The organism is Blastopirellula marina, from assembly GCF_002967765.1.
GTDB lineage: Bacteria > Planctomycetota > Planctomycetia > Pirellulales > Pirellulaceae > Bremerella > Bremerella marina_A.
On record NZ_PUHY01000001.1, the window covers coordinates 145,707 to 167,799 of the forward strand.

Here is a 22,093-nt window from a genome sequence, read left to right on the forward strand (position 1 = left end):
TAAACATACTCTGAACGTGTTATCCCTTTTTGCCCGATAGAGTTGATCATGGACAATCAGAATTCGAATCTCGGGGTCAATCGCCGCCAGTTCCTGGCTGCTTCCGCAGCATCCGCAATGGCTGCATCGGTGGCGAATGCTTCGCCCAAGTCAGAGCCGATTCGTGGTCAGGCCGAGCATGTCATTTCGATCTGGCTCGGTGGCGGCATGGGACAGATAGATACATTTGATCCGAAACGAAAGGGGGATCCCAAGTCCAAGAAGCCAGGCTCTTACTACGAGTCGATCCCGACTTGCGTCGAAGGGGTTGAGGTTTGTGAACATCTCTCGAAGATGGCTCCTCTGATGGATCGCGTCTCAGCCGTGCGTACGGTGAATCACTCCGTAATCGACGAACATGCCGCGGCCACTAACTGGATGCACGTTGGACGCCCGGTAAGCGGCACCGTTGTCTACCCATCGATCGGTTCGATCGTCGCGCACGAGCGAGGGGCAGCTTCCAACGACGTCCCGGCCTACGTGATCATCGGCTATCCCAATGCGACTCGCGGCCCCGGCTTCCTTGGTGCGAAGCACAGCTATCTCTACCTAACTGAAACAGGTCGGGGCCCAGCAGGCCTCTCGCCACCGGTTGGTATCGACGCAACGCGTAAAAGTCGCCGCGAAGAGTTCCTGACCCGTCTAAGAAAGCTTCAGCCAGAAACTCGTGATGCTCGCCTGAAAGACTATGAATCAACAATCGATCTCAGCATGAAGCTAAGTGGTCGCGAGTTCATGAGCAGCTTCGAACTCGATTCCGAGTCCGCTGACCTGCGCAAAGGCTACGGCGGCGAGTTCGGTCAACGACTTCTCTTGTCACGGCGATTGGTTGAACGCGGCGTGCGCTTCATCGAAGTCTCGCATAACTTGAATTTCCTAAATGGTGCCGGTTGGGACGTCCACAACGGTGGTATTCTCGAGCAACACAAGCTGATCCAGGAAATGGATACGGCGGTTTCGGCCCTTATTTTGGACCTGGAAGCGAGAAAGATTCTCGACAAGACGTTGATCGTGATTACCACAGAATTTGGTCGCCCACCTGAGTTTGATAGTGGAGGCGGTCGGGGTCATCAAGGATCGGCGTTTACCTGTGTGTTGGCTGGCGGCGGTCTGAAGCACAACGGCGCTTACGGCGAGACAGACGAACTTTCGAAAAAGATTGTCCGTGACCCGGTTTCAGTGCCGGACTTTTTCGCAACCATCCATGCCGCTTTGGGAATCAACTACGCAAAGTCTCTCTACGATGGCGATCGCCCGGTCCCCATTACCGACAATGGACAGCCGATCAAGGCGTTATTCGGTTAAGTCGACTTGGCGGACAACTCGCCTAGGAGGTGTCATTGCAATTGGCGATTGATCAAGCAATCCGCTGCACGGTCGTTCCACTGGGGCGTCGGATCAAATGTTTCATTTCCAAGATGCTCAACGTTGCCAATACCCGATGAACCGGCAACTTAGAGTTAGCCACGAGTGAGTCAAGCGAAGTGGGTTCAAGCTGGATATGTTGAAGGACCTGCTGCTCTTGCTCGTTCAAATTCAATTCGGCCGGTTTCAGCACCGTTTGTTCGTCCGAGATGGCAAGCGGCTTTCGCAGCGGTCCAAGTTGCTCGATCACATCGTCCACCGATTGAACCAGTGCGGCACCATCCTTGATTAAGCCGTTCACTCCGCGGGCGACCGGATTATCAATCTGGCCAGGCAGCGCAAAAACCTCGCGGTTTTGTTCCATGGCCATTCGTGCTGAAATAAGCGCACCACTTCGTTGGGCCGCTTCAATAATGATAACCCCGAGGCTCATCCCCGTAATCAGACGATTTCGCTGAGGGAACGCACCCGCGATAGGACTAACGAGTGGAGCCGCCTCGCTCACCACCGCCCCACTGGCCGCAACTTCATACGCCAGATCAAGATGCTCTGGCGGATAGATCTTGGAAACACCGCCACCTAAGAACGCAATCGTTCGCCCTTTAGCTTTCAGCGCCCCTCGATGTGCCGCCGCATCAATGCCACGTGCCAGGCCGCTGATGACAGTGAAACCCGCTTTGGCCAGTTCGTAGCCGAAACGCTCGGCTTGCCTCGTACCGTAATACGTAGCATGACGTGTCCCCACGATCGCGACGGCAAGTTCATCGCACGGAAGGATCTCTCCCCGCACGAATAAAAGAGTCGGTGGATCAGCAATTTCCTTTAACAGTTCCGGAAATGCTTCGTCCTCCGCCGTGAGAATCGTGATTCCAAAATCACGGCAGTGTTCCAGCTCGCGGTCGATGTCGAGCTCACGTGATTTCAGAATCGTCTGGGCCATCTTTGGTCCAATTCCCTGGACACTGCGAAGCTGGTCTCCTGAAGCTTCCAGCGCCGCAGCCAGGCTGCCAAAGTACGTCCGCATGGCTTGAATCTTGGCTGGTCCAATGCCAGATGTTAAGGCCAATCGAAATGCAGCCAGAAATTCTGGATCAGACGTTCTTTCCTCTTCAGCAAGACTCATCGCGGTACACACCTCTGGAATGGGGGAATGGCACACGCGATTATAGGGGAATTGCCTCGTGGCTCAAGCTTCGCAGCCTTCCCGCCAAGCATCCATCGCTAGGTCGCTAGGGACGTCAGGCGTCAACACGACCTTCCCGATACGATGCGGGACGATGAAACGGAGCTTTCCGTGTTCAACCTTCTTATCACGCTGCATCACAGATAGGATGGCGCGCTCATCTAGCTTGGGAGTAGCGACTGGTAACTCCAGCGCCGATAGCAATTTGAATTGCCGCTGGGTGGATTCGGCATCGAACACGCCCAGCTTCTCGCCCAAACGCGAAGCGCACAGCATGCCAACGGAAACCGCCTCGCCGTGCAGGTATTCGCCATAGCCAGCAACCGTTTCTAAGGCATGACAGTACGTGTGTCCGTAATTTAGAATCGCTCGCAATCCAGTCGTTTCGGTTTCGTCCTCGGCGACAACTTGTGCTTTCAGCTCGCAGCTGCGGGCTACAATTTTCTGCAACACGGCCGGGTCGCGATCGAGCATCGGCTGAACGTTTGCTTCCAGGTAAGAAAAGAATTCAGCATCGAGAGTCACACCGTACTTCACCACTTCAGCTAAGCCAGACAGGTATTCGCGTCGCGGCAACGTTTCGAGAACCGCCGTATCAATTAAAACTCCCTTAGGTTGCCAAAATGCGCCGACGATGTTTTTCGCAGATGGCAAGTTGATGCCAACTTTTCCACCGACGCTGCTGTCGACCTGGGCTAAGAGGGACGTAGGAATTTGAAAGAAGTCGAGGCCTCGGGTCATCGTCGCAGCGATAAATCCGGCCAAGTCACCAACCACGCCACCACCAAGCGCAACGACGACCGACTTGCGATCGACGCGATCCGCGAGTGCCGCCTCCCAAAGAGACTGCGCCGTAGAAACCGATTTGCTCGGCTCACCAGCGGGGACGACTAAACTGGTTACGCGGACGCCCTCGGCGGCGATCGCCTCTTCAACCCGTTGTTGGTAATGTTTAGCGACATTGGCATCGCTGATCACAACCGCGTGGGTCACACTACGGAGTGAAGTAACCCAACGGCCAACGTCTACCAGATTACCAGTACCGATCGAAATATCGTACGAGCGATCTCCTAAGGGCACGTGAACCGTTTGAGAAGCAGCGGAACCAGAATTTGCGGCAGGCATCTTGAATTTTGGGGTTGGGATGTATGCGATTGTCAGTCGGAGAAGATTGGCCGGCGCCCTATCAGCTTGTGGAATTCAGCCGGCCCAAATCTTCTAGGGTAACGGTGATTTGGCGGCAGAAGCCGGTGTGCACACGAATATATTCCAGGTTGCCACACGCAGCCGGATCGGCATGTAGCTTCCGCGTCAGATTCGTTCGCTGCTGGTCGTTAAGCTCCATTCCGATGTCGGACCAGATGGTTTTTTCTTCCACGACCAGCGATTCGCGATAGGGATCGAATTTGTCAGCCACGCTTATTCCTTACAGACGGGCACAGCTCTGAAGGGTTCGATGTTCCAAGGTATTCTCTTTCGAGTATAAAAGAGGGACCCTTCGACGAACATTCCCGACCCATCTAGTTTACTGCTCATGCCCCTAAATTCTTTTGCATCACGGCACCACTGTCATTCAGGACACGCATCGGGCACTTGGTTGGTAGGAGGCATGATCGTCATCGCGATCATTGCCGCTGCGATTACCATTACTTGGCATTGGTCGCAAAGTCGCTTTGCCGTCGGTTATTGGGGGGGAGAGAATGCCACGCGAATCCGGGCTGCGGAAAAGGTTCAACTGATCGATCTAGCAGATGAAAGCAGCAACAAAGATATCAGCGCGGCGAAGGGACTTGTCCACTTTCGTCAAGCATTGATCGAAGACACCAGCTACGCGGGAACTGTGCCCGTGACCGAGGCCAAGCCGCTATGGCAAGTTGAAGTGATATTCATTGATGAAGGGACGCAGAATTCGACCTCGGTGTTGTTCGACTTGAAGAACGGATTGGCCGCATTACCCGATCGAGAAGAAGCGCTCTCAGCCGCGTCGATCGCCGACGGCCTACGAAAGTTCTTTGTCGATCAAGGTGTCGCCCCTAAGGATTAACGACGCATCGCAGCCGACACGAAGCCAAGAACAATTCCAGCGACCAAGCCCCCCGTATGTGCCAAGTTCGCCACATTGCCGATCACGCCAACCCAACAGAGCACGAACCAAACCATCAAGATCACGATGGAAGATTGGACGAGCATCACACCGAACGTTGGATCGAAATTAGATCGCATCCAGAGAAAACCAAACAGTCCATAAATGACGCCTGAATAGCCTAGGAAGGCGACGCTACCATAATTATTGCTGAACTGTGCTAACGGAGTTTGATCAAGGATCGAAGGCAATACGCCCTGGGCGAGATTGGAGGCGAGCGCCAAGATCAGGTTCAAAAACAGAAACTGGAGGCTTCCCAATCGGCGTTCCAAAATCGGCCCCAACATGTACAGCATGTACATGTTGAAACCAACGTGCAGCAGTGCCATGCGTCCTGAGCGTTGGTGGAGTAACGCTGGTGTGATCAGACGCCAGACTTCTCCCTTTTTGATCGAACGCAGTGGATCTGGTTCGGGGGAAATGAAGTAAGCTCGCAAGTCTTCAGGGGAAAGAAAGCTAAGTGCCGCGTAAACTTCGTCCCCAATCCCGGGATCTCGCGGATCTCCTGTCGAAGCAAACATTCCGAGCAAGGCAATCCCGATGCAAATAATCAGGATGCCCTTAGTGACTGGACAGCCAGCGAGACCAGCGCCAGGCACACCACCGCGAGGTTTGACCTCATGAATGTTTTTTCGGCGCTCGCGTTCTTTGAGCTGTTCCATCTTGCGAATGCCGGATGCCTCTTCGGCCGCATTGCGGTAGCGGGCATCATCTGGGTTCGAGCGGAAAGCTTCCAGTTCGCTGCGGGCCTGATCGACGTGATTCTCTTCATGAATCCAGAGGATCCAGTCACCTTGAGACGATCGATCCACTTTCGAGTGAATTCCGAGCGTCAGCAGGTAATCGTTGAAACGATTCGCGTGTTGTTCTGAAGAGAGTTTACCGATCTGGCGCATGGAACCTTCTTAGTTCGTATTTTCCGATTGAAGTCGGCGATGGGCTTCTTCGACCTCATCGTAGTACTCGCGGCGCCCCAATTGGGAAGCCGATTCTTCGTCGAGGATGACGACCACGTCTTGGTGGAACTGAAGCGCACTACCGGTGACTTGGGCTGTAACAGGTCCTTCGATCATCGCAGTAATCGCTTCGGCTTTTTCCTTACCGAACGCCAACATTATGCACTTTTTGGACTCCAGGATGGTACCGACCCCCATGGTGATTGCCAGACGGGGTACTTCTTCCTCGCCGCCAAAAAAGCGAGCGTTGTCGCGGATCGTCTCGGGAGCGAGCGTCTTGAGACGCGTGCGGCTACCAAGCGAAGAACCTGGTTCATTGAACGCGATATGTCCATCGCGACCGATCCCCAGAATCTGCATATCGATCCCGCCAGCTTCAGCGATAGAAGCTTCGTATTGAGAACCATACGTCTCATAATCGAGCGCGCGGCCGTCAGGAACGTGTGTATTCCGAATGTCGATATTGATGTGACGAAACAAGTTTTCCGTCATAAAGTGGCGGTAGCTTTGAGGATGCGTCGGAGGCAGGCCAACGTATTCGTCCAAATTAAAGGAAACGACTCGCGAGAAATCGAGTCCTTCGGTCTGGTGCATCCGGATGAGCTCTTGGTACAACCGCAGCGGGGTTCCGCCGGTCGCTAACCCCAGAACTGCACGGGGTTTCTTGCGAATCAACTGGGCGACCATCGACGCGGCTCGTTGGCTACCTTGCTCGGCTGTAGGCTCAATAATAACGCGCACTTCGCGTTCCTCGTTTCAAAGTCGTAGAACAAATTCGGCTTCCATCAACAAGTTCTCGATGATAGACCACCACCGGGGTCGCGAAAAGACAACGCATTGCGAATCCCTGACCGGAATTCGTGCAAAACGGTCTGGAAATGACTTGCCGGTCCTGATTACAATCCGCCCTGCATGTGCTGGCACTGCATCTCGCAGCCATTGCCACGTTGGATTTCGCTTTACAACAAGGAGGTTGTCATGCGGTCGATTGCCATTTTGAATCAAAAAGGGGGCGTGGGAAAAACGACCACCGCAGTCAACTTGGCCTCCGCGATTGCTCGCACTGGGCAAAAAGTTTGCGTGGTCGATCTCGATCCACAAGCCCACGCCTCGCTTCACCTTGGGATTGGAGTCGCCTCCGGTTCGGAGTCGATTTACCAAGTGCTGATGGGAGATGCTTCGCTGGCCGACGTTTGCCATAAAGCAGGCGACAATTTGTGGTGCATTCCTGCCCACCTCGATCTGGCCGCAGCCGAAATGGAACTCGCCGGTGAAGTCGGTCGCGAGATGATCTTGCGCGATGCCTTAGAAGCACATGAAGAGGAATACGACTATTTGATCATTGATTGTCCGCCTAGCTTGGGCGTGCTAACGCTGAACGCGTTGGCTTGCGTCGGCGAAGTTTTCCTGCCGCTGCAGCCACACTTCTTGGCCTTACATGGGCTAAGTAAGCTGCTGCGGACGGTCGATATCGTCTCGAAACGTATTAACCCAACCTTGCGGCTCTCAGGCGTAGTTCTTTGCCTTTTCGAGTCAGGCACGCGGCTGGCTGGTGAAGTCGCAGGCGATGTTCACGAGTTCTTCGGACAAGGTGCTACCGCCGGAAAGACCTGGTCGGAAGCGGAAGTGTTTCAAACTCGGATTCGCCGAAATATTCGACTGGCCGAAGCCCCCAGCTTTGGTCAATCGATCTTCGAATACGACCCCCACTCGAATGGGGCTGAAGACTATGCAAATCTCGCTCGCGAAGTGATGGGCTTGGGTTTAGTCGCCGAAGATCCAGCTTCCACGGTCGCTGAGACGGCCGCCGCGTAGCGTCTTATGCCAGGGGAAGAAGTTGATTCTTCCCCTGGGAAGCGGTAATCATGGAGAAGACGCATTCGGCGTCTCCTGTCCGATTCCCTGCATAGATCGCGTGTATGTTCGGCTTTCGCTTCAGCTTGAAGACATTGATGGGCCTTTTCGTGGTCGTTTCGGTCGCCATCGTGCTGATCACGAAATGGCAGTATCGCGACCGTCTCGTGACGCGATTTCTCGATCCACAGTCGGCGGAATCGCTCGCACTGCTCGCCACGCCGGTTGTCATCGACGACGAAGGGTTACCTACGGCCAGCTTCACGGCGAACTATCGTGACGTTCGCTGGCTGTTTTCTCGGGCCGAAAACACCGTACCACTATCCGGCGGTTTGCAGGCCGATTTTGCGAACGATCGCGTCATTATTCGCACTGACGAATCGGACGATCTCAAGAAATTAGTCGCCGAAATGTCCCAAGCCGACCGTTTAGAGGGGGATTACTCAGTGATTCGAGGGATTGCCGTAGATGAAAACGACCGCCCTATTGCTTATCTACCCGTCGATTTGATTGGTCCCACCTCCTCTATGAACGAATACCTAACACGAGAGGATGGCAGCTTTAGCGTTCCCGTAAAGGTAAAGCCTAGCGATGACTACACACTTAGATTTCGCCGTTCTTACGCGGAAGTCTATAAAAGCATGCCGTTTTCGCTGGGCAAGTCGAAACGCGAGGTTGTTATGCGGGTTATTATTCCACAGAAGGGCTGATTTTCCTATTTTCTGGCTATCGAGCGAGGTTGTATTTTGTCAGCCCCCCAGAGAGAATGGATTGATCGCCAACTATATTGGTTGACTTTCCATCTGCCAGTTTATCGCTCCTAATTTAGGCTCAGGATGTCGACATTCGCTCAATGTGTCCACTGCCAAACCAAGTTCAAAGCCAAACCTGAGCTGCAGGGAAAGTCTGTTCGTTGTCCTAAATGCAAGAAGGTCTTCGAGATCACGCTGATCAAAGAAGGCCCAGGCGACAAGAAGAAGCCAGGCGATGCTTCGCGAGCCAGCTTGTCGAAGGCAAGTCTTTCAAAATCGAAAGTTCTTACTGACCCCTCATCGGAGAAGTCAGGTAAGAAAACGGCTACTAAGGGTGGTTCAACCGCCAAGAAGTCAGCTCCCAAAAAAGCAGCTCCAGCCGCCGAACGTCCGAAATGGGCAGGTGAGCCAGTTGAGTCGACCGTTCCCAAGGCCGATTCTTCCAAGACGGAAGCCCTGCACAAGATTCCGCCAGGCAAAGAAAGTCCTATCTTACGTAGTCGGCGAAAGCTGGCTTCGGTCATCTTGCCAGGCGATCGACACGTGCCCGCCATGGAAGTCCCCTGGGGCTCCCCATGCAACCCGCCTAAGGACTTTCTCAAAGAGCAGGCTGGCACCATGACTCGGGCCGAAGCAACGGCTCCTCCGCCAACCGGGCACATGCCGCTTCTATCTCCTGACGAGAAAGAAATCCGAATCGAGCCGCAAGGTCCAGCGGAAGATGCCCCCCTAGTCGAGTCGGTTGCCGTTGATGTGCCGAAGCATAAACAGACGTCAAGTCAGGACGATGATCCTGATTCATTGCTCGCAGGCGTAATGGAAGAATCGACGAAGCCTTCTTCGAAGAAACAGGACGTCGGCTTTCATCGCTCTGAGCGCGAACCCGTAATTCAAGGGACATTCACTGAAGAGAAGGTCACTTCCGATAACGATGGTGGCTTCTACCGCCCTGCCCTGCCTGGGCAGCACGAAGATATCTATGACCACACCCCAAAGACCCTCGAAAAAGCACTCGCCGCCGCACAGGCATCTTTGGGGCGTGGAGCATCGATTGATGAACTCGAGATGGTCGAGAATTCAAAGTATATCGCTCAAATCAAACGAATCCTGGCCGAAGAGGACGACTTCGGTAAAGGCGTTGGGCGTTCCTCCTCAGGCAAAGGGCTGCCCAGTACCGCAGTGATGACCGCCGTTGGTGTTGGCTCGGGGGTCGTACTACTGCTCATCTTCATTTTCGCGATCAGCACCATCAGCAGCATGCTAGGTGGTGGCCTCGGTGCAAGCGGCAACCCCTACGGATATCTGACGAAGAACACATCCGATTTTCCGGTCATCGCTAGGGGTCCTGCTGGGTTAGTGACCGTCGAATTCCCATCGAACTTCGACAAGATTCCGACAATTGATCGCCCCTGGCTGAAGGCAACCGTCAATGGCGAACGCATTGTACGGGAGAATGATACCTTCCTCATGATGTATAGCTCGTCCATCCCAGGCGATCCGCCCCAGGGAAATCAGATGCCGAGCAAAGAGCAATTGGAAGTCTTCGGACTTCAAGCATTACTTGGTGGTAACGGCTACCTAACAAGTACCGATCGGATGACTCTCGACGATTATCCGTTAATCGAGTATCACCTTTCCGCGGACATTCTTCGTGGTAGAACCGGCAAGAGCCGTGTCGCTTTGCTGTACACTCAGCAGCGAATGTTCGTGTTCTTGTGGGCCGGACATCGTTCTTCATCCGTCGTGAACAAGTTCTTCCAATCGATTAGCGTCAAGGGACATAAGTACCCCGGTGCCAGCTAATCGGAATTTGTTTCGGAACAAATGTCGACAACGGCCGTCTGAATTTCTGCACCTTCGGACGGGAAGCAAACGCCAGCGATTGCGTTTCGATTCTCGATGACGTCGTATCGATTACGCGACCTAGATGGAATTGGTCAACGGATAATCATCCGCGACTCAGGCTGACCTAGGCTCTGGGCGCGGTACAATGTCGCAAACGGTTCTGTCGATTTATTCTCCGTTTGTACGGCATTGGGTCCACAATGGATTGGTTCGTCTCAGATTTGCACATGTTCTCTCGTCGCTCGATTTATCACGAGCATGAAGACGAAATCTTAGCTCGAGTCCAAGACGCGCGCGTGTTCGTCTTGGGAGGTGATATCGTCGACTTTTCCTGGACCACGCTGCCAACGGTGGAAGCAACGATTGATGCCGCGATCGATTGGCTGGCGACCCTTGTCGCATCGAATCGAAATTGCCAGTTTCACTACCTTCTTGGCAACCATGATTGCCATTCGGTATTCGTTGATCGATTAGGCGACTTGACGGAAGCAAACGAGAACTTGCACTGGGAGCCCTACTTCCTGCGGATAGGCTCGGCTGTAATGTTGCATGGAGATGCGGTGCACTTGAAAGACCGCACCAACGTCGCCCTGGCCATGGCCCGTGGCCAACAGCATCATCGCAAGCAACCAGCTTATCGCCATGGCATTTACCAGTTGGCAATCCATTCCAAGCTGCACGCCGTTGTGGGAAAGCTGGCCAATCCTCGGAAGGTGATCGCCGGCCGAATCTGGGATTACCTCTCGAACGAGCAAGTCGATCTCGATAACGCCGTTCGGAACGTTTATTTTGGCCATACGCACGTTCCAATGAATGACTACGAGTACCGTGGGATTAACTTCCATAATGGAGGTGCGACCATTGCGGGGTTGAAATTCAACATGCTGCCGTTACAACTCGATGGCAAAATCGAACCGATTGATCACAACGTCGAACGATTCTAATTGATTTTCATCATCCCATGCCGAAACTGCCCGACTCTTCCCAGTTGATCGACAACCTAAAAAGCTGCGGGGCGCACATTCGCCTCCGCAAAAGTGGTCAAGTTCATACGCTTGACTTTTCCCATAGTGATCCCCGACCGGACGATTCGCAGATAGCCTCTTTGCGTGACCTACAGAGCCTGGAAGTTCTCGATTGCCAAGATGCTCCGATCACGGATACTTCCATCGATTCTCTACTGGCCCATCAAGGCCTTAAATTACTTACACTCACCGGCACGAACATCACCACAGAAGGCCTTAAGCGACTTCGGCAAAACATGATCGGCTGTCGGATCGTCGTCTAGCATGGCGTTCTTAGAAACGCCACTCGAGACCGCTGTAGATCGCGGCGTCGGAAGTAGCGTAGCCGGTGACTTCCTGGTATTGCGCATTGAACAGATTATCGATGCGGTAGAACCATCGCATGTTCGGTCGAATCCAGTGATCGCCATAGACATCGAGAACGTTGTATTGGGCCAGTAGCACGGAGCCATCGCGGGCATCGATTCGTCGGCCAATCATCCGTGCCGCGAATGTAATCGAGCCACAAGCCCCAAACTTCCGTGTGATACTAAAGGTTCCTTTGTCTCGCGGTCGTCGCACGAGTTGTAGACCTGTCTCGTTATCGAAAGTATCGGTATGGGTGAAAGATCCCCACACGGTCCAACGTTCGCTCGCATACCAATCTGCGGTCAGTTCGACACCGTGCGAGCGTGCCTGACCAATGTTCAACAATGTGTAAGTGTTGCTATCGAACAGGATCAAGTCGATGTAGTCGTTACGGAAGTAAGTCGCCCCCAGGACAACGCGATCATGGAACAACGACTGATCAAAACCATACTCCCAACCCGTACTTCGCTCAGGCCGAAGATTCGGATTACCAAACGGCAAGATATTCTCCGAGAGAGACGGAGCCCGATACCCGGTGCCAAGGCTACCCCGAAGTCGCGTGTTCGTCTCTCGTAATTCGTAAGCAGCCGTCGTGCGGTAGGTGCTATGTCCGCCGGTTACGCTGTGATCGTCCCACCGGACGCCACCGGTCAAATGGAGTCGATCCCCAAGTGAAAGTTGATCTTGAAAAAAGATGCCCGTCTGGTACTGACTAGCTTGGCTCGATGGGGACGGTGGGTACTCGGTTGTTGCCGATTCGTCCCAGTGCTGTACACCGACGGAAAAATCATGATCGGGCCACAAGATCGCCGTGCCAAGGTAAGTGAACTGCCGGGTCTTCCCCGTGAATTCACTCGGAAAGACATCGTCACGATCCGATCGGTTGTAGTCGATGTCGTCATAGGCAAACATGTTGATGATGTTGCCATCGAGCATCGTATTGTTGATCTCAAATCGCTGAACCAGATTGTTGGTCAAATTCAATCGTGTCGGATCATCGGTCGGTGGCTGTCCGATCGAAAATGAAGCGTCGTCAATATGAGCGCGAGCATCCGTATATCGCAGACGATAAACAAATTCGGTGTTCTCGGTCAGCTGAACACCAAAGGCACCTGCGAGTGCCCCGACCGAGAACGGATCGCGTTCGGTACCAGTCAAAGCGGCAGAATAAGACTGCGTATCGAGCCATGACCCTGAAAAGGAATAATCAAACGCCCCGCTTTGTCCCTGGATGTAGCCTCCTTCGCGATGCGTACCAAATACACCCCCTTGAGCAGAGAGAGAACCCGACATCGGGCCCTGGCCTCTTTTCGTCAGGATATTTACCACACCGCCAATCGCTTCTGATCCATAAAGCAGGCTTTGCGGACCTTGTAAGATTTCAATTCGTTCGACGTTATCTAGCGTCAAGTTTGCCGCATCGAATCCGCGACTGGGGCTGCTAGGATCATTGACCGGGGATCCGTCAATTAAGACTTTCGTATGTTGTGAATTTGCCCCTCGCAAAAAGATGGAACTCGCACCTCCTGGTCCACCCGAGTTCACCACGTCGACCCCTGGCTGTCGCGCCAAGAGCTGACCGACAGTAAATGAATCGGACTTTTCGATCTGCTCGCGTGAAATCACCTGAACCGTGCCACCAAATTTCCGTTCTTCGGTTGGCATGTAGTTCGGCGTCATCACCTCGGCATTCGAGAACGTCGCATCGTAGTCTCGCTGCGAGTCGCCACGACTCGTGTTTCCCTCAACTACCACTGGTGGCAGCCGTCCGACATCTAGAGAGGGAATATCTGGCACCTCGGCAGCCGGTTCACCGTTTGGCTGCGTCGCCTCTTCCGGCAAGACGACTGGCTGTACGGCTATAAGGTCATCTTGAGCAAAGAGGGGCGCAGCAAACCATGCCAGGCCCAAAAGACAAAGCGAGCCCCACCAAAGCGGACTCGATCCAAACAAGCTTTTCACCCGTTTACCTTTCCATCCCTCGTGGAAACGCATGCGATTTCGAACTGTCTTTCCGGGCGAATATCCTGACTCCGAATCATCCTTGCGTCACCCTTCCCAGAAACACATCGTGATTCCAGTGGTTTGTGACACTCGTCCTCGTTACAGTCGCGGGGCGGTGGGAGAATTGCACTCCACTTCCTCGTTCCGGCAGACACAACAGGGCCGCAGGCTTCATTGAGGGGCTAGCACCCGCCAAAAGTCCGCGCCGTATAGCTTCCATCGACGTTACGATCGTACGTCTGCTGCAAAACCCGAGCGACCACCCTGCCTTGCCGAGACGACAAAGTCGCTCATTTCTAAACCCCACCCAGGTTGATGGTATTTGCGTATCGGGTGGGATATACTCAGACTCAACACCCCGTTTATCCCCTCATCCCACTTCCCACCTAAGTTGTTATGAATTGCCTTCGCTTCGTATCAGCCGCACTATCGTGCGCGTTGCTAGTTTTCAGTTCCGTTGGCGCTACCTTAGCTGCCGAGCCAGCCAAGTCCCCTGAAGAGCAACAGAAGCTGTTCCATCTGCCGCCCGGCTTCGAGATCCAGTTGGTCCTCAGCGATCCAGATATTGGACAACCGATGAACCTGAACTTCGATGCTCGTGGTCGATTATGGGTGACCAGCAGCGTCGAGTACCCGTATCCAGCGAACGGACCAGGCGTCCAGCCTCGACCAGAACGTTTCCAGGGGGGCGATAACAAAGCGCCGCGCGATTGGGTTGTGGTCGTCGATGGCTTTGAAGAGAACGGCAACGCCAAAAAGGTCACCCGATTTGTGAGCGGACTAAATATTCCGATCGGTGAAACTCCAATCGGCGCTGGTGATGAAGCGATTGTCTACAGCATTCCCAATATCGATAAGATCGTCGACACCGACGGAGATGGCGTTGCCGACGAGCGTACTAAACTTTACGGGAGTATTGGCAACGTTGATACGCATGGGATGTCCAATGGATACACGCCTTGGATCGATGGTTGGATTTACGGCTGCCATGGTTTCTCGAACACGTCGGAGATCACCGATGAAGCTGGCCATGTCACCAAGATGCAGTCGGGCAACACCTACCGTTTCCGGAAAGACGGCAGCCGCTTCGAGCAGTTCACCTACGGACAAGTGAATCCATTTGGAATGACGTTCGATCCACTCGGCAATCTGTATGATGCTGATTGCCACTCGATGCCTGTTTATCTTCTGTTAAGAGGCGCACTTTATCCTCACTTCGGCAACCAACCAGATGCCCTTGGATTTGGCCCGACGATGATTGACCACAATCATGGATCGACCGGTATCTGTGGACCAGCTTACTATGCGGCAAATCAGTTTCCTGCCGATTTCCACGACAATATCTTCATTTGCAATCCTGTTTCGCAGGTCGTTCATCGCGATAAGCTCAAACGATTTGGCTCAACTTACCTGGTCGATTCGCAGCCTGACATGGTGACGTGCGACGATACCTGGTTTCGCCCAGTCGACGTGATGGTGGGCCCAAACGGAGCCCTCTACATCGCCGACTTTTACAATCCGATTATTGGTCACTACGAATCTCCTCTTGAACATCCTGATCGCGACCGAACTCATGGACGTGTTTGGCGAGTGGTATACACGGGCGAAGGAGCCGCGCCACTGCCTGATTCTACCGATATCACGAAGTTAAACGTCGATGGCCTAATCGACAAGCTAGACGATCCCAATCTATTAGTGAGAACGCTGGCGACGAATCTTTTGGTCGATAACTTCGCCGGAACGGCATCTGATGCATTGCGAGCTCGAGTGACAGACCTCACACCATGGCAAGTCGCGCATGGATTGTGGGTCGTTGAACGCTTAGACGGGATTGAGCCGGTTGAACTGGAACATTTGTCGATTCATGAAGAGGCAATCGTCCGCGTTCATACGATGCGAGCTTTAGCCGAACGTCCCGAATGGAACGAACTGGAGTTCCGCATCGTTCGAGAGGCCCTTTCTGACGAAGATGCGTTTGTCGTTCGGACCGCCGCTGACGCGTTGGGGAGGCACCCCGATGTTAGAAACGTCTCGCCACTGATTGCCGCTTGGAACAAGGCACTGCCAGAAGATACGCATTTGGTCTACACGATTCGCCTCGCGCTTCGTGAGCACTTTCGTTCGCCTGGCTTTGCCCAAGCGATTCAACAATCTCAATGGTCGAAAGCGCAACTGACGCGCTTGATAGAAATGGCGAAAGTATCCGAAACGGGGGAAGCTGCCGAGTGGTTGATCGTGAACACTACGCCGGAAACTCTTGACTGGGAGGTCCTTCGTCGAGTCGCGCGACAAGCTTCACAACAATCGAAACCGGCCATGCTCGAGCGTGTCGTCGAATTAGTCAGCGGAAAAGAACCTTGGCAGCAACTGGCCGTGCTCCGCGAGTTCACCAAGGCCGAGCAAGAGGCGGGTCGAAGACCAAGCGAAAATGCAATCGCCAAGCAATGGGCCGATCAGTTGGTTGGCGCGCTATCTGGCGAACTCAGCCAACCAGATGCGTGGACGTTTGCTCGCTTCTCGGATGCTTCAGTCAACAAGCAAAATCCTTGGGCGCCACGATCGCGAAAGAAGAGCACCGGTGAATCGGCCGAATTCCTCGATAGCATCGTCAATGGCGAAAAGAATACTGGCATTTTGAGGAGCCGCCCATTCGTGTTGCCGGCGGAAGTCAGCTTTTGGATGTGCGGCCAAGATGGGTATCCCAATCAGCCGGACGCGAAGCAGAACTATGTTCAACTGAAGCTAGTCGACAACGGAACGGTCATCAGCAAGCACTTCGGTCCACGTAATGACACGGCCCATCAGTTTACCTTTAAAACCGACGAACACGCTGGCAAACGCGGTTACATTGAGATTGTCGACGGCAACTCGAGCGATTCGTGGGCGTGGATTGCGGTCCAAGGGTTTTCGCCTGAAGTTCCCGCGTTTCCGGTTAACGATCAACGAGGAAAGAAGGATGACCTTTGGAGCACGATTGCTGTCTATAGCGTTCAAGGAGCTACCGCAGATCTCGAAAGGGCAATCGAAAGTGACGAGCTTCCGATCGATCAGCGATTAGGGGCTGCGCGCTTGCTTCTCGGATTCGATCATGGCGATGTCGTTCTTCCGAAACTTACGATATGGCTACAAGACGCGAACACTTTGGAATCGGTGCGGAGCGATATCGCGAAGCTATTAGGGAGCTTGTCAGACAATAACGCTCAATCCGAATTAGTCGCGGCAATGCAGTCGGCCGCCGCAATCCGCCAGGCCGAGTTAGCGTTGGCACTGACTCAGCGACCTGAGGGAGTTTCGGCTTTGATCGATGGAATTGAAGCCGGCAAGGCATCGGCATACGTATTACAAGATCCGCGCGTCCAGCAGCAGATCGATCAACTGAAGCTGACCGACGATCTGACCGCCAAAATCGGCCAGCTGAAAAAGGATTTACCTGCCCGAGAACAACAGGTACAAGACCAGATCGATCGTCTGATCGCTGCGGTTACCGCGAGTGATGTGCCTGCAGAAGTCGGTGCTAAATCGTTTGAGAAACGTTGTGCCACGTGCCACAAGTTGGGCAACCAAGGGCAATTGATTGGCCCTCAGCTCGATGGTGTCGGGATTCGACCTGTCGCGCGGATCGTGGAGGATGTCGTCGATCCCAGTCGAAATGTCGATGCTGCTTTCCGTACGGTGTTAATTCAAACATTCGACGGTCAGATTATCTCGGGGCTCCCCCGACGCGAGGAAGGCGAGATCCTGGTCTTGGCAAACTCGGAAGGAAAAGAAATCCGCATTGCGAAGGAGGACATTGATCTACAAAAGAGTTCGCCCCTGTCACTAATGCCATCAAACTTCGTCGAACAGATTCCACAGGAAGAGTTTGTGGGTCTGATTCGGTATTTGAAATCGCAGCAAAGCAAACCAGCGGCAGAGTAAGTGCCCAAGCTTATTGGTAGCGGAGGCGAGCGTGTGCTATTCTGCTGGTGGGCGAATTGATCGTTCTGTCTGACCTACAGAGCTTGTCGTTGGTACGGTACGGGGTGATGCGAGAAGTAGCATCTCCCCTCGGCATAGTAGGCGAACGGTCGACCCTTTTCTCGATCGACAAGGACAATCAACGCAGACGTTTCCGACGTATCCGAATAGGGTTGCGGTATACGCAGAATTACGCAATCTTCCTTGTAAAGGACGGCACCATTTTTCGCTTTTGGATGCCAACCGTAAAACCTGTCATGGTCGTAGAACATTTCTTTGAGAAGCTGCGATCCCACCCCTTGATCCAATTGGACCGTTGCGTCGCCGACCTTCAATACGTCTTCCGCGAGTTCCTTAGAAGATAGCGAGATAGCGTGTTGTAGAGCGGACTTTGCCTGATTTTCGTCAGGGTAGGCCCCCGCATAGGTGCCTGGCATCGGGCCAAACATGGTTGCAATTCCGGTGAGCATAAAATTGTAGGGCACAATAGTCAGCCACTCGTTCCCCGTGGAAAAACAACCGCCGGATAGATAACCACAACGTACTTGGGGATGGGGATTGTAATAATTCAAGGAAATGGGCCCCATTGTGCGCATCTTGGCAGTGCCGCGAGCGTAGTCCGGAACGGCCCAAACGGCAGATACGAACAAGGGAGTAGCAATCGTCAGGAGAAAGGCGGCCCATAACTTGCGTTGACTTATGAGCTGCAGCAAAACAGCCACGGCAACCAGCGGAAAGATTAAACTTAACGGACCGAGAGCGGCCAGGACCCAACAGGCAATAATCGTAATGATTGCCGTGCGGTATCCGCGGGAGCGATCTTCCGTCAACGCCGGATGCAGCAGATTCGAGCCCCCATCATCCGCCGGTTCATTTAGATCTTGTGCGAATGGTTCCATGAAAAGTCTCCTATCGCCATGCCAGCTATCGATGAAAACTCTAACACGCAGACTACGGCTTACTCTTCTTTTGCTCGTCGATGTATTTGACCATGCCATCCAAACCACGCACGAACTTCATGTGCCCGTCAATGACCACGTAGAAGCTGGCGCCGCCGGTACTCTTAGCGAACTGTATCTTGGCGCGGTAGACGGGAATGTCTTGGGGAATCACTTCCAGCATGCGGTCATACTTGCCGAAGCCTTCCTCATGGCGGATATCGACCGCTTCGACCGAGACAATCTTTCCCATGTGGTCGGCTTCCTGCTTCGCCCGGTCGCTTTGGGCGATGATCTGTTTCCTAAGATCGGCGAAGCGAGACCAGATCAACGGCGCATCATCCCCCAGCAAGGCTGCTAACGTCTTTTGATCAGGTATCACCGTATCGAGCTCTTTTTCGCGAACCTGAGCATCGTCGGAGGCCATACGCTGGTAGAACTGCAGGACACCAGCTTCCACGATTTCCTTCGGTGACTTCTCTTTCCCCTTGGTAGGCTCTTCCGCAACAAGGCAAACAGCAATGGCAATCCACATGAAAAGAGAGGCGCAAACGATTCTCATAGCTGGAAACTCCTGGTTGGGTATCTTCTCACAGAGTGCCACTCTCTGGGAGGGAGGCCAAACCGCATTATATTGCTCGCGGACGCACATTCCACGTTCTTTTGTCACGAAAAAAGCCTTCCGATCATGAAGACCGGAAGGCTTTTCGTTGTGAACGACTCGGCAAAGAACGCTTAGACGGCGTATTCGACGTCGCGGTTCTTGCCTGGTTCCGGCACTGGATAGCGGCCGTTTTCGTCGGACGTGACCGGGGCTGGGCCATCTTCGGTCATCTTGTCGACGTTCGGAGCGAACTCTTGCTCGCAGTTGAGCATTTGTTCGTAGGTGATCTCCTGACCGGTGTGGGCAGCCATGCGGCCCATGCTCGTCACCAGGCTGGCTTGAACGCCGCGGTGGACTTCGTTGTACGGCTGATCGTTGACGATCGCGTCGATGAAGTCGTTCCATTCCAATTGGTATGGGTTTTCTTCTGGCTGCGGGAAGGCCCACGTCACTTCGCGGCGGCTTTGCTTTTGGCCGCTGAACGTACGAACCTTACCAGGCGTGTGGCCTGAGGTGCTGACGATCGCCGATCCTTTACTACCGTGAACGACACTGGACATATCGTTGCGGCAACCGAGCATCGTGCGACCATCGAAGAACAGCTTCGAGCCGTCGTCGTAGGTGTATTCCACGGCGTAGGTGTCGAAGTTCTGATCGATGAAATCACCACGGTAGTGACGACCACCTAAAGCTTGTGCCTTAACCGGCCACGAGTTCTTCATCCACGAAGTTTCATCAATCTGGTGGATGTAGAAGTCGCTGAAGCAACCGCCGCTCGCCCACAGGAAGCTGTGAAAACGTTCGATTTGGTACATGACTTCGGTCTTGTCGTCTGGCTTGCGGGTCGAGAAGGCCGAGGCGACTGGACCGTGCATACGATAGGCACGCATGCAGACGATATCGCCGATTTCACCATTCTGAATTCGCTCGTGGAGTTCCTGGCGACCGCGGCAGTGGCGAACCATTAGACCAACAGCCGATTTGATGTTCTTCTGGTCAGCCAGCTCGGCCAAGGCAATCATCCTCTTGGCGCTTGGGCCATCGGCGATGACGGGCTTCTCCATGAACACATTCAAACCGCGATCGATCGCATAAGTGTAATGGACCCAGCGGAATGCGAGCGGGGTGGCCAGAATCACGACGTCGCCAGGGTTCAGAGCGTCCATGGCCTGCTTGTAGGCTTCAAAACCAACATACTGGCGATCTTTCGGCACATCGACCTTTTCCTTGTTGCCTTGGAAATTGCGATCGAGCGATTGATGACTGCCCGTCAGACGGTGTTCGAACACGTCGGCCATGGCGACCAGCTTGGTGCGTGCGCCCGGCACATTTAGAGCGTCAGCAGCGGCACCGGAACCACGACCACCGCACCCAACCAGGGCGACTTGGATCGTGCCGATCTCTTTCTCTTCCGCGTGCACGTGGGGCACCGCAAAGGCGGACAGTGCAGAAGCGGCGCCAGCAACTTTCATGAAGTCGCGGCGAGTATTCTTAGGGGCAAGTCGTTCGCTCATAATCGATCCTGTTAATTAGGAAAAGAAAAAGGAGGAATGAAAGTGGGGCTAGAAAACGTCTTTCGCACTATTCCAGTAGAAGTACATTTCCTCTGGCGAGGGTATCTTTTTAGGGCGAATAATGCGGAAGCCAAGTTGCTGAGCGTTGGTGTGATACCACACGCTCTTGGGAAGCTGAGGGTCTTGCTGCTTCCAAAGTGCGTCGCTACCACGACGGGCCGCACTTCGTAAGCGATCTGGATCGTCATCCCAACCACCGCCACGCGCACTACGTGGATACAGCGTGACTGGCTTAATGTAGGGATTGTTGGGATCTTCTTGAATTTGCTTGAAGTAGTCAGGCACGTATTGATCGGCAGTCCACTCCATGACGTTGCCGTGCATGTCGTAGATGCCCCATGGATTGGGTTTCTTTAAACCGACCTTCTGGTACTTTTCGTTCGCGTTGTCGTAGAACCAGCCATACTGGGTCAGCTGATCTGGGTCGTCACCGAAAGAATAGGCGGATGTCGTGCCGGCGCGGCAAGCATATTCCCATTCCGCTTCGGTAGGCAAGCGATAGAAGTGCCCGGTTTGAGCGCTAAGCCATTGGCAGTACTTGTTGGCGGCGTGCTGAGTCATGCTGATCGCGGGATAGCCATGCTGCCCCATGCCGAAACTCATTTCGGTGTAGGGTGGCGTTGGTTGGCTAACCGCGTCGACAATGGTATGCTCATCCGACTTGAAGTCCTTGCGGGAACCATCTTTGTAGCGATCGACCTGGGTGATCATGAACGGTTCGTACTCATCCCAGGTGACTTCATACTTGCCAATCCAGAATGGATCGACGGTCACTTTGGTTTGCGGCCCTTCTTCCGGCTTGCGGAATTCTTCCGTCTCCGGGCTTCCCATCAGAAACTCGCCACCTGGGACCGCGATCATTTGGTAGTCGACCTCGGTGACTGGGATCGTGTTCTTATAGTCAGCCGCTTCTCCTTTTTCCTTCTCGGCTTGGGCGACAATCTTCGCATGGATTTTCTTAACCAATTCGAAGTCGTCAGGCGAGACGTGCGTTGACTTCTTCGCCTTCGCTTTCAATTCAACGTCTTCCGGCCAATTTGCTCCTTCTTCGATCCACTTCTTCAGCAATTCGGTCTCTTCTTTCCTAAGTGGACCACCAGATCGCAGAGGGGGCATCAGTTCATCATCAGTGCGTTCGACGATGGTCATCGTGTACAGCATACTGTCATCAGGATTGCCGGGATCAATCGCCCCGCCACTACCTGAATCGAATGCCATTTCCTTCGACGTCAGGATGAAGTCACCATCTGGTTCATCCCCTGAATGGCACGAGACACAGTTGAACTCCAGAATCGGCGCGACTTCTTTTACGAAATCGACCTCCGCCGCATTGAGAGATCCAGAGAGAAAACAAATAGAGACGCTAAGCAAGCAACGAAGTTTCATACAGATTGACATCAGTGACTTGAGACACTTTTCGCCGCAGAATTCCACGACGCTCATAGGAAAGGGGGGAGCTCATGAGGGGGAGTTACTGCCGGAGAAATTGCAGCAACAGGTACATCT

General features: G+C 53.7%; 18 protein-coding genes and 1 riboswitch. Of the genes, 8 read left to right on the top strand and 10 right to left on the bottom strand.

All coding sequences use genetic code 11. The features are described from left to right. The first annotated feature begins 48 nt into the window (after positions 1–48). Positions 49–1,344 (top strand): DUF1501 domain-containing protein, encoded by a 1,296-nt coding sequence (locus tag C5Y83_RS00495; protein WP_105327688.1) that lies wholly within the window; start codon positions 49–51, stop codon positions 1,342–1,344. Between the two features lie 52 nt (positions 1,345–1,396). Here the strand turns inward: C5Y83_RS00495 and dprA are convergent, their stop codons facing one another. The 3 genes from dprA to C5Y83_RS00510 all read right to left on the bottom strand — a co-directional run bounded on the left by dprA (position 1,397) and on the right by C5Y83_RS00510 (position 4,004). After that, the gene (gene dprA, locus C5Y83_RS00500; RefSeq protein ID WP_105327689.1) at positions 1,397–2,527 is read right to left on the bottom strand and encodes a DNA-processing protein DprA; all 1,131 of its coding nucleotides are present in this window, start codon (positions 2,525–2,527) and stop codon (positions 1,397–1,399) included. A 63-nt stretch (positions 2,528–2,590) separates the two neighbouring features. Then, positions 2,591–3,712, bottom strand: a complete 1,122-nt coding sequence (gene aroB, locus C5Y83_RS00505) for a 3-dehydroquinate synthase (protein ID WP_105327690.1) — start codon at positions 3,710–3,712, stop codon at positions 2,591–2,593. Between the two features lie 61 nt (positions 3,713–3,773). Then, a complete protein-coding gene (locus C5Y83_RS00510) occupies positions 3,774–4,004 on the bottom strand; it encodes a hypothetical protein (RefSeq protein ID WP_105327691.1) in 231 nt (76 codons plus the stop codon). Between the two features lie 192 nt (positions 4,005–4,196). Here C5Y83_RS00510 and C5Y83_RS00515 point away from each other — a divergent pair, with 192 nt between their 5' ends. Next, positions 4,197–4,631: a hypothetical protein gene (locus tag C5Y83_RS00515; protein ID WP_105327692.1), complete on the top strand. Its 435-nt coding sequence runs from the start codon at positions 4,197–4,199 to the stop codon at positions 4,629–4,631. Here the strand turns inward: C5Y83_RS00515 and C5Y83_RS00520 are convergent. Continuing rightward, positions 4,628–5,626 carry a rhomboid family intramembrane serine protease gene (locus C5Y83_RS00520; protein WP_105327693.1) on the bottom strand — a complete coding sequence of 333 codons (999 nt, stop codon included), beginning with the start codon at positions 5,624–5,626 and terminating at the stop codon, positions 4,628–4,630. The genes C5Y83_RS00515 and C5Y83_RS00520 overlap by 4 nt on opposite strands. A 9-nt stretch (positions 5,627–5,635) precedes the next feature. Next, positions 5,636–6,427, bottom strand: coding sequence for a glucosamine-6-phosphate deaminase (gene nagB / locus C5Y83_RS00525; protein ID WP_105327694.1), 792 nt, complete (start codon positions 6,425–6,427; stop codon positions 5,636–5,638). 237 nt (positions 6,428–6,664) lie between these two features. Between nagB and C5Y83_RS00530 the strand changes: the two genes are divergently transcribed. From C5Y83_RS00530 to C5Y83_RS00550, 5 genes are all read left to right on the top strand, one after another. After that, on the top strand, positions 6,665–7,501 hold the full coding sequence (locus C5Y83_RS00530; protein WP_105327868.1) for a ParA family protein: 837 nt from the start codon (positions 6,665–6,667) through the stop codon (positions 7,499–7,501). Between the two features lie 104 nt (positions 7,502–7,605). Beyond that, a complete protein-coding gene (locus C5Y83_RS00535; RefSeq protein WP_105327695.1) occupies positions 7,606–8,250 on the top strand; it encodes a hypothetical protein in 645 nt (214 codons plus the stop codon). 126 nt (positions 8,251–8,376) lie between these two features. Then, positions 8,377–10,095 carry a hypothetical protein gene (locus tag C5Y83_RS00540; protein WP_105327696.1) on the top strand — a complete coding sequence of 573 codons (1,719 nt, stop codon included), beginning with the start codon at positions 8,377–8,379 and terminating at the stop codon, positions 10,093–10,095. A gap of 242 nt (positions 10,096–10,337) precedes the next feature. Next, positions 10,338–11,081, top strand: coding sequence for a metallophosphoesterase (locus tag C5Y83_RS00545; protein ID WP_105327697.1), 744 nt, complete (start codon positions 10,338–10,340; stop codon positions 11,079–11,081). A 17-nt stretch (positions 11,082–11,098) separates the two neighbouring features. After that, positions 11,099–11,425: a hypothetical protein gene (locus tag C5Y83_RS00550; RefSeq protein ID WP_105327698.1), complete on the top strand. Its 327-nt coding sequence runs from the start codon at positions 11,099–11,101 to the stop codon at positions 11,423–11,425. 10 nt (positions 11,426–11,435) lie between these two features. On the opposite strand, the gene C5Y83_RS00555 is transcribed toward C5Y83_RS00550, so the two are convergent. Next, entirely contained in the window at positions 11,436–13,472 is a 2,037-nt protein-coding gene (locus C5Y83_RS00555) for a TonB-dependent receptor plug domain-containing protein (protein WP_158262175.1), read from the bottom strand. Positions 13,473–13,509: 37 nt separating this feature from the next. After that, positions 13,510–13,690, bottom strand: a riboswitch (cobalamin riboswitch). Between the two features lie 220 nt (positions 13,691–13,910). On the opposite strand from C5Y83_RS00555, the gene C5Y83_RS00560 reads away from it, so the two are divergent. After that, on the top strand, positions 13,911–17,432 hold the full coding sequence (locus C5Y83_RS00560) for a PVC-type heme-binding CxxCH protein (RefSeq protein WP_105327700.1): 3,522 nt from the start codon (positions 13,911–13,913) through the stop codon (positions 17,430–17,432). 74 nt (positions 17,433–17,506) lie between these two features. Here C5Y83_RS00560 and C5Y83_RS00565 read toward each other — a convergent pair whose 3' ends face one another. The 4 genes from C5Y83_RS00565 to C5Y83_RS00580 form a co-directional block, all read right to left on the bottom strand. Beyond that, entirely contained in the window at positions 17,507–18,370 is an 864-nt protein-coding gene (locus tag C5Y83_RS00565; RefSeq protein WP_105327701.1) for a hypothetical protein, read from the bottom strand. A 52-nt stretch (positions 18,371–18,422) separates the two neighbouring features. Next, complete coding sequence (locus tag C5Y83_RS00570) at positions 18,423–18,971, bottom strand: hypothetical protein (RefSeq protein ID WP_105327702.1); 549 nt, start codon at positions 18,969–18,971, stop codon at positions 18,423–18,425. A gap of 173 nt (positions 18,972–19,144) precedes the next feature. After that, entirely contained in the window at positions 19,145–20,527 is a 1,383-nt protein-coding gene (locus tag C5Y83_RS00575) for a Gfo/Idh/MocA family protein (protein ID WP_105327703.1), read from the bottom strand. A gap of 48 nt (positions 20,528–20,575) precedes the next feature. Continuing rightward, a complete protein-coding gene (locus C5Y83_RS00580; RefSeq protein ID WP_233206995.1) occupies positions 20,576–21,958 on the bottom strand; it encodes an SUMF1/EgtB/PvdO family nonheme iron enzyme in 1,383 nt (460 codons plus the stop codon). Between the last annotated feature and the right edge of the window lie 135 nt (positions 21,959–22,093).

Bases quoted from the DNA above. Each gene is read 5' to 3' on its own strand.
- C5Y83_RS00545 (WP_105327697.1), top strand. From the start codon at position 10,338: ATGGATTGGTTCGTCTCAGATTTGCACATGTTCTCTCGTCGCTCGATT.
- C5Y83_RS00540 (WP_105327696.1), top strand. From the start codon at position 8,377: ATGTCGACATTCGCTCAATGTGTCCACTGCCAAACCAAGTTCAAAGCC.
- dprA (WP_105327689.1), bottom strand. From the start codon at position 2,527: ATGAGTCTTGCTGAAGAGGAAAGAACGTCTGATCCAGAATTTCTGGCT.
- C5Y83_RS00570 (WP_105327702.1), bottom strand. From the start codon at position 18,971: ATGAGAATCGTTTGCGCCTCTCTTTTCATGTGGATTGCCATTGCTGTT.
- C5Y83_RS00560 (WP_105327700.1), top strand. From the start codon at position 13,911: ATGAATTGCCTTCGCTTCGTATCAGCCGCACTATCGTGCGCGTTGCTA.
- C5Y83_RS00515 (WP_105327692.1), top strand. From the start codon at position 4,197: ATGATCGTCATCGCGATCATTGCCGCTGCGATTACCATTACTTGGCAT.
- C5Y83_RS00535 (WP_105327695.1), top strand. From the start codon at position 7,606: ATGTTCGGCTTTCGCTTCAGCTTGAAGACATTGATGGGCCTTTTCGTG.
- aroB (WP_105327690.1), bottom strand. From the start codon at position 3,712: ATGCCTGCCGCAAATTCTGGTTCCGCTGCTTCTCAAACGGTTCACGTG.
- C5Y83_RS00495 (WP_105327688.1), top strand. From the start codon at position 49: ATGGACAATCAGAATTCGAATCTCGGGGTCAATCGCCGCCAGTTCCTG.
- C5Y83_RS00530 (WP_105327868.1), top strand. From the start codon at position 6,665: ATGCGGTCGATTGCCATTTTGAATCAAAAAGGGGGCGTGGGAAAAACG.
- C5Y83_RS00565 (WP_105327701.1), bottom strand. From the start codon at position 18,370: ATGGAACCATTCGCACAAGATCTAAATGAACCGGCGGATGATGGGGGC.
- C5Y83_RS00520 (WP_105327693.1), bottom strand. From the start codon at position 5,626: ATGCGCCAGATCGGTAAACTCTCTTCAGAACAACACGCGAATCGTTTC.
- C5Y83_RS00550 (WP_105327698.1), top strand. From the start codon at position 11,099: ATGCCGAAACTGCCCGACTCTTCCCAGTTGATCGACAACCTAAAAAGC.
- C5Y83_RS00575 (WP_105327703.1), bottom strand. From the start codon at position 20,527: ATGAGCGAACGACTTGCCCCTAAGAATACTCGCCGCGACTTCATGAAA.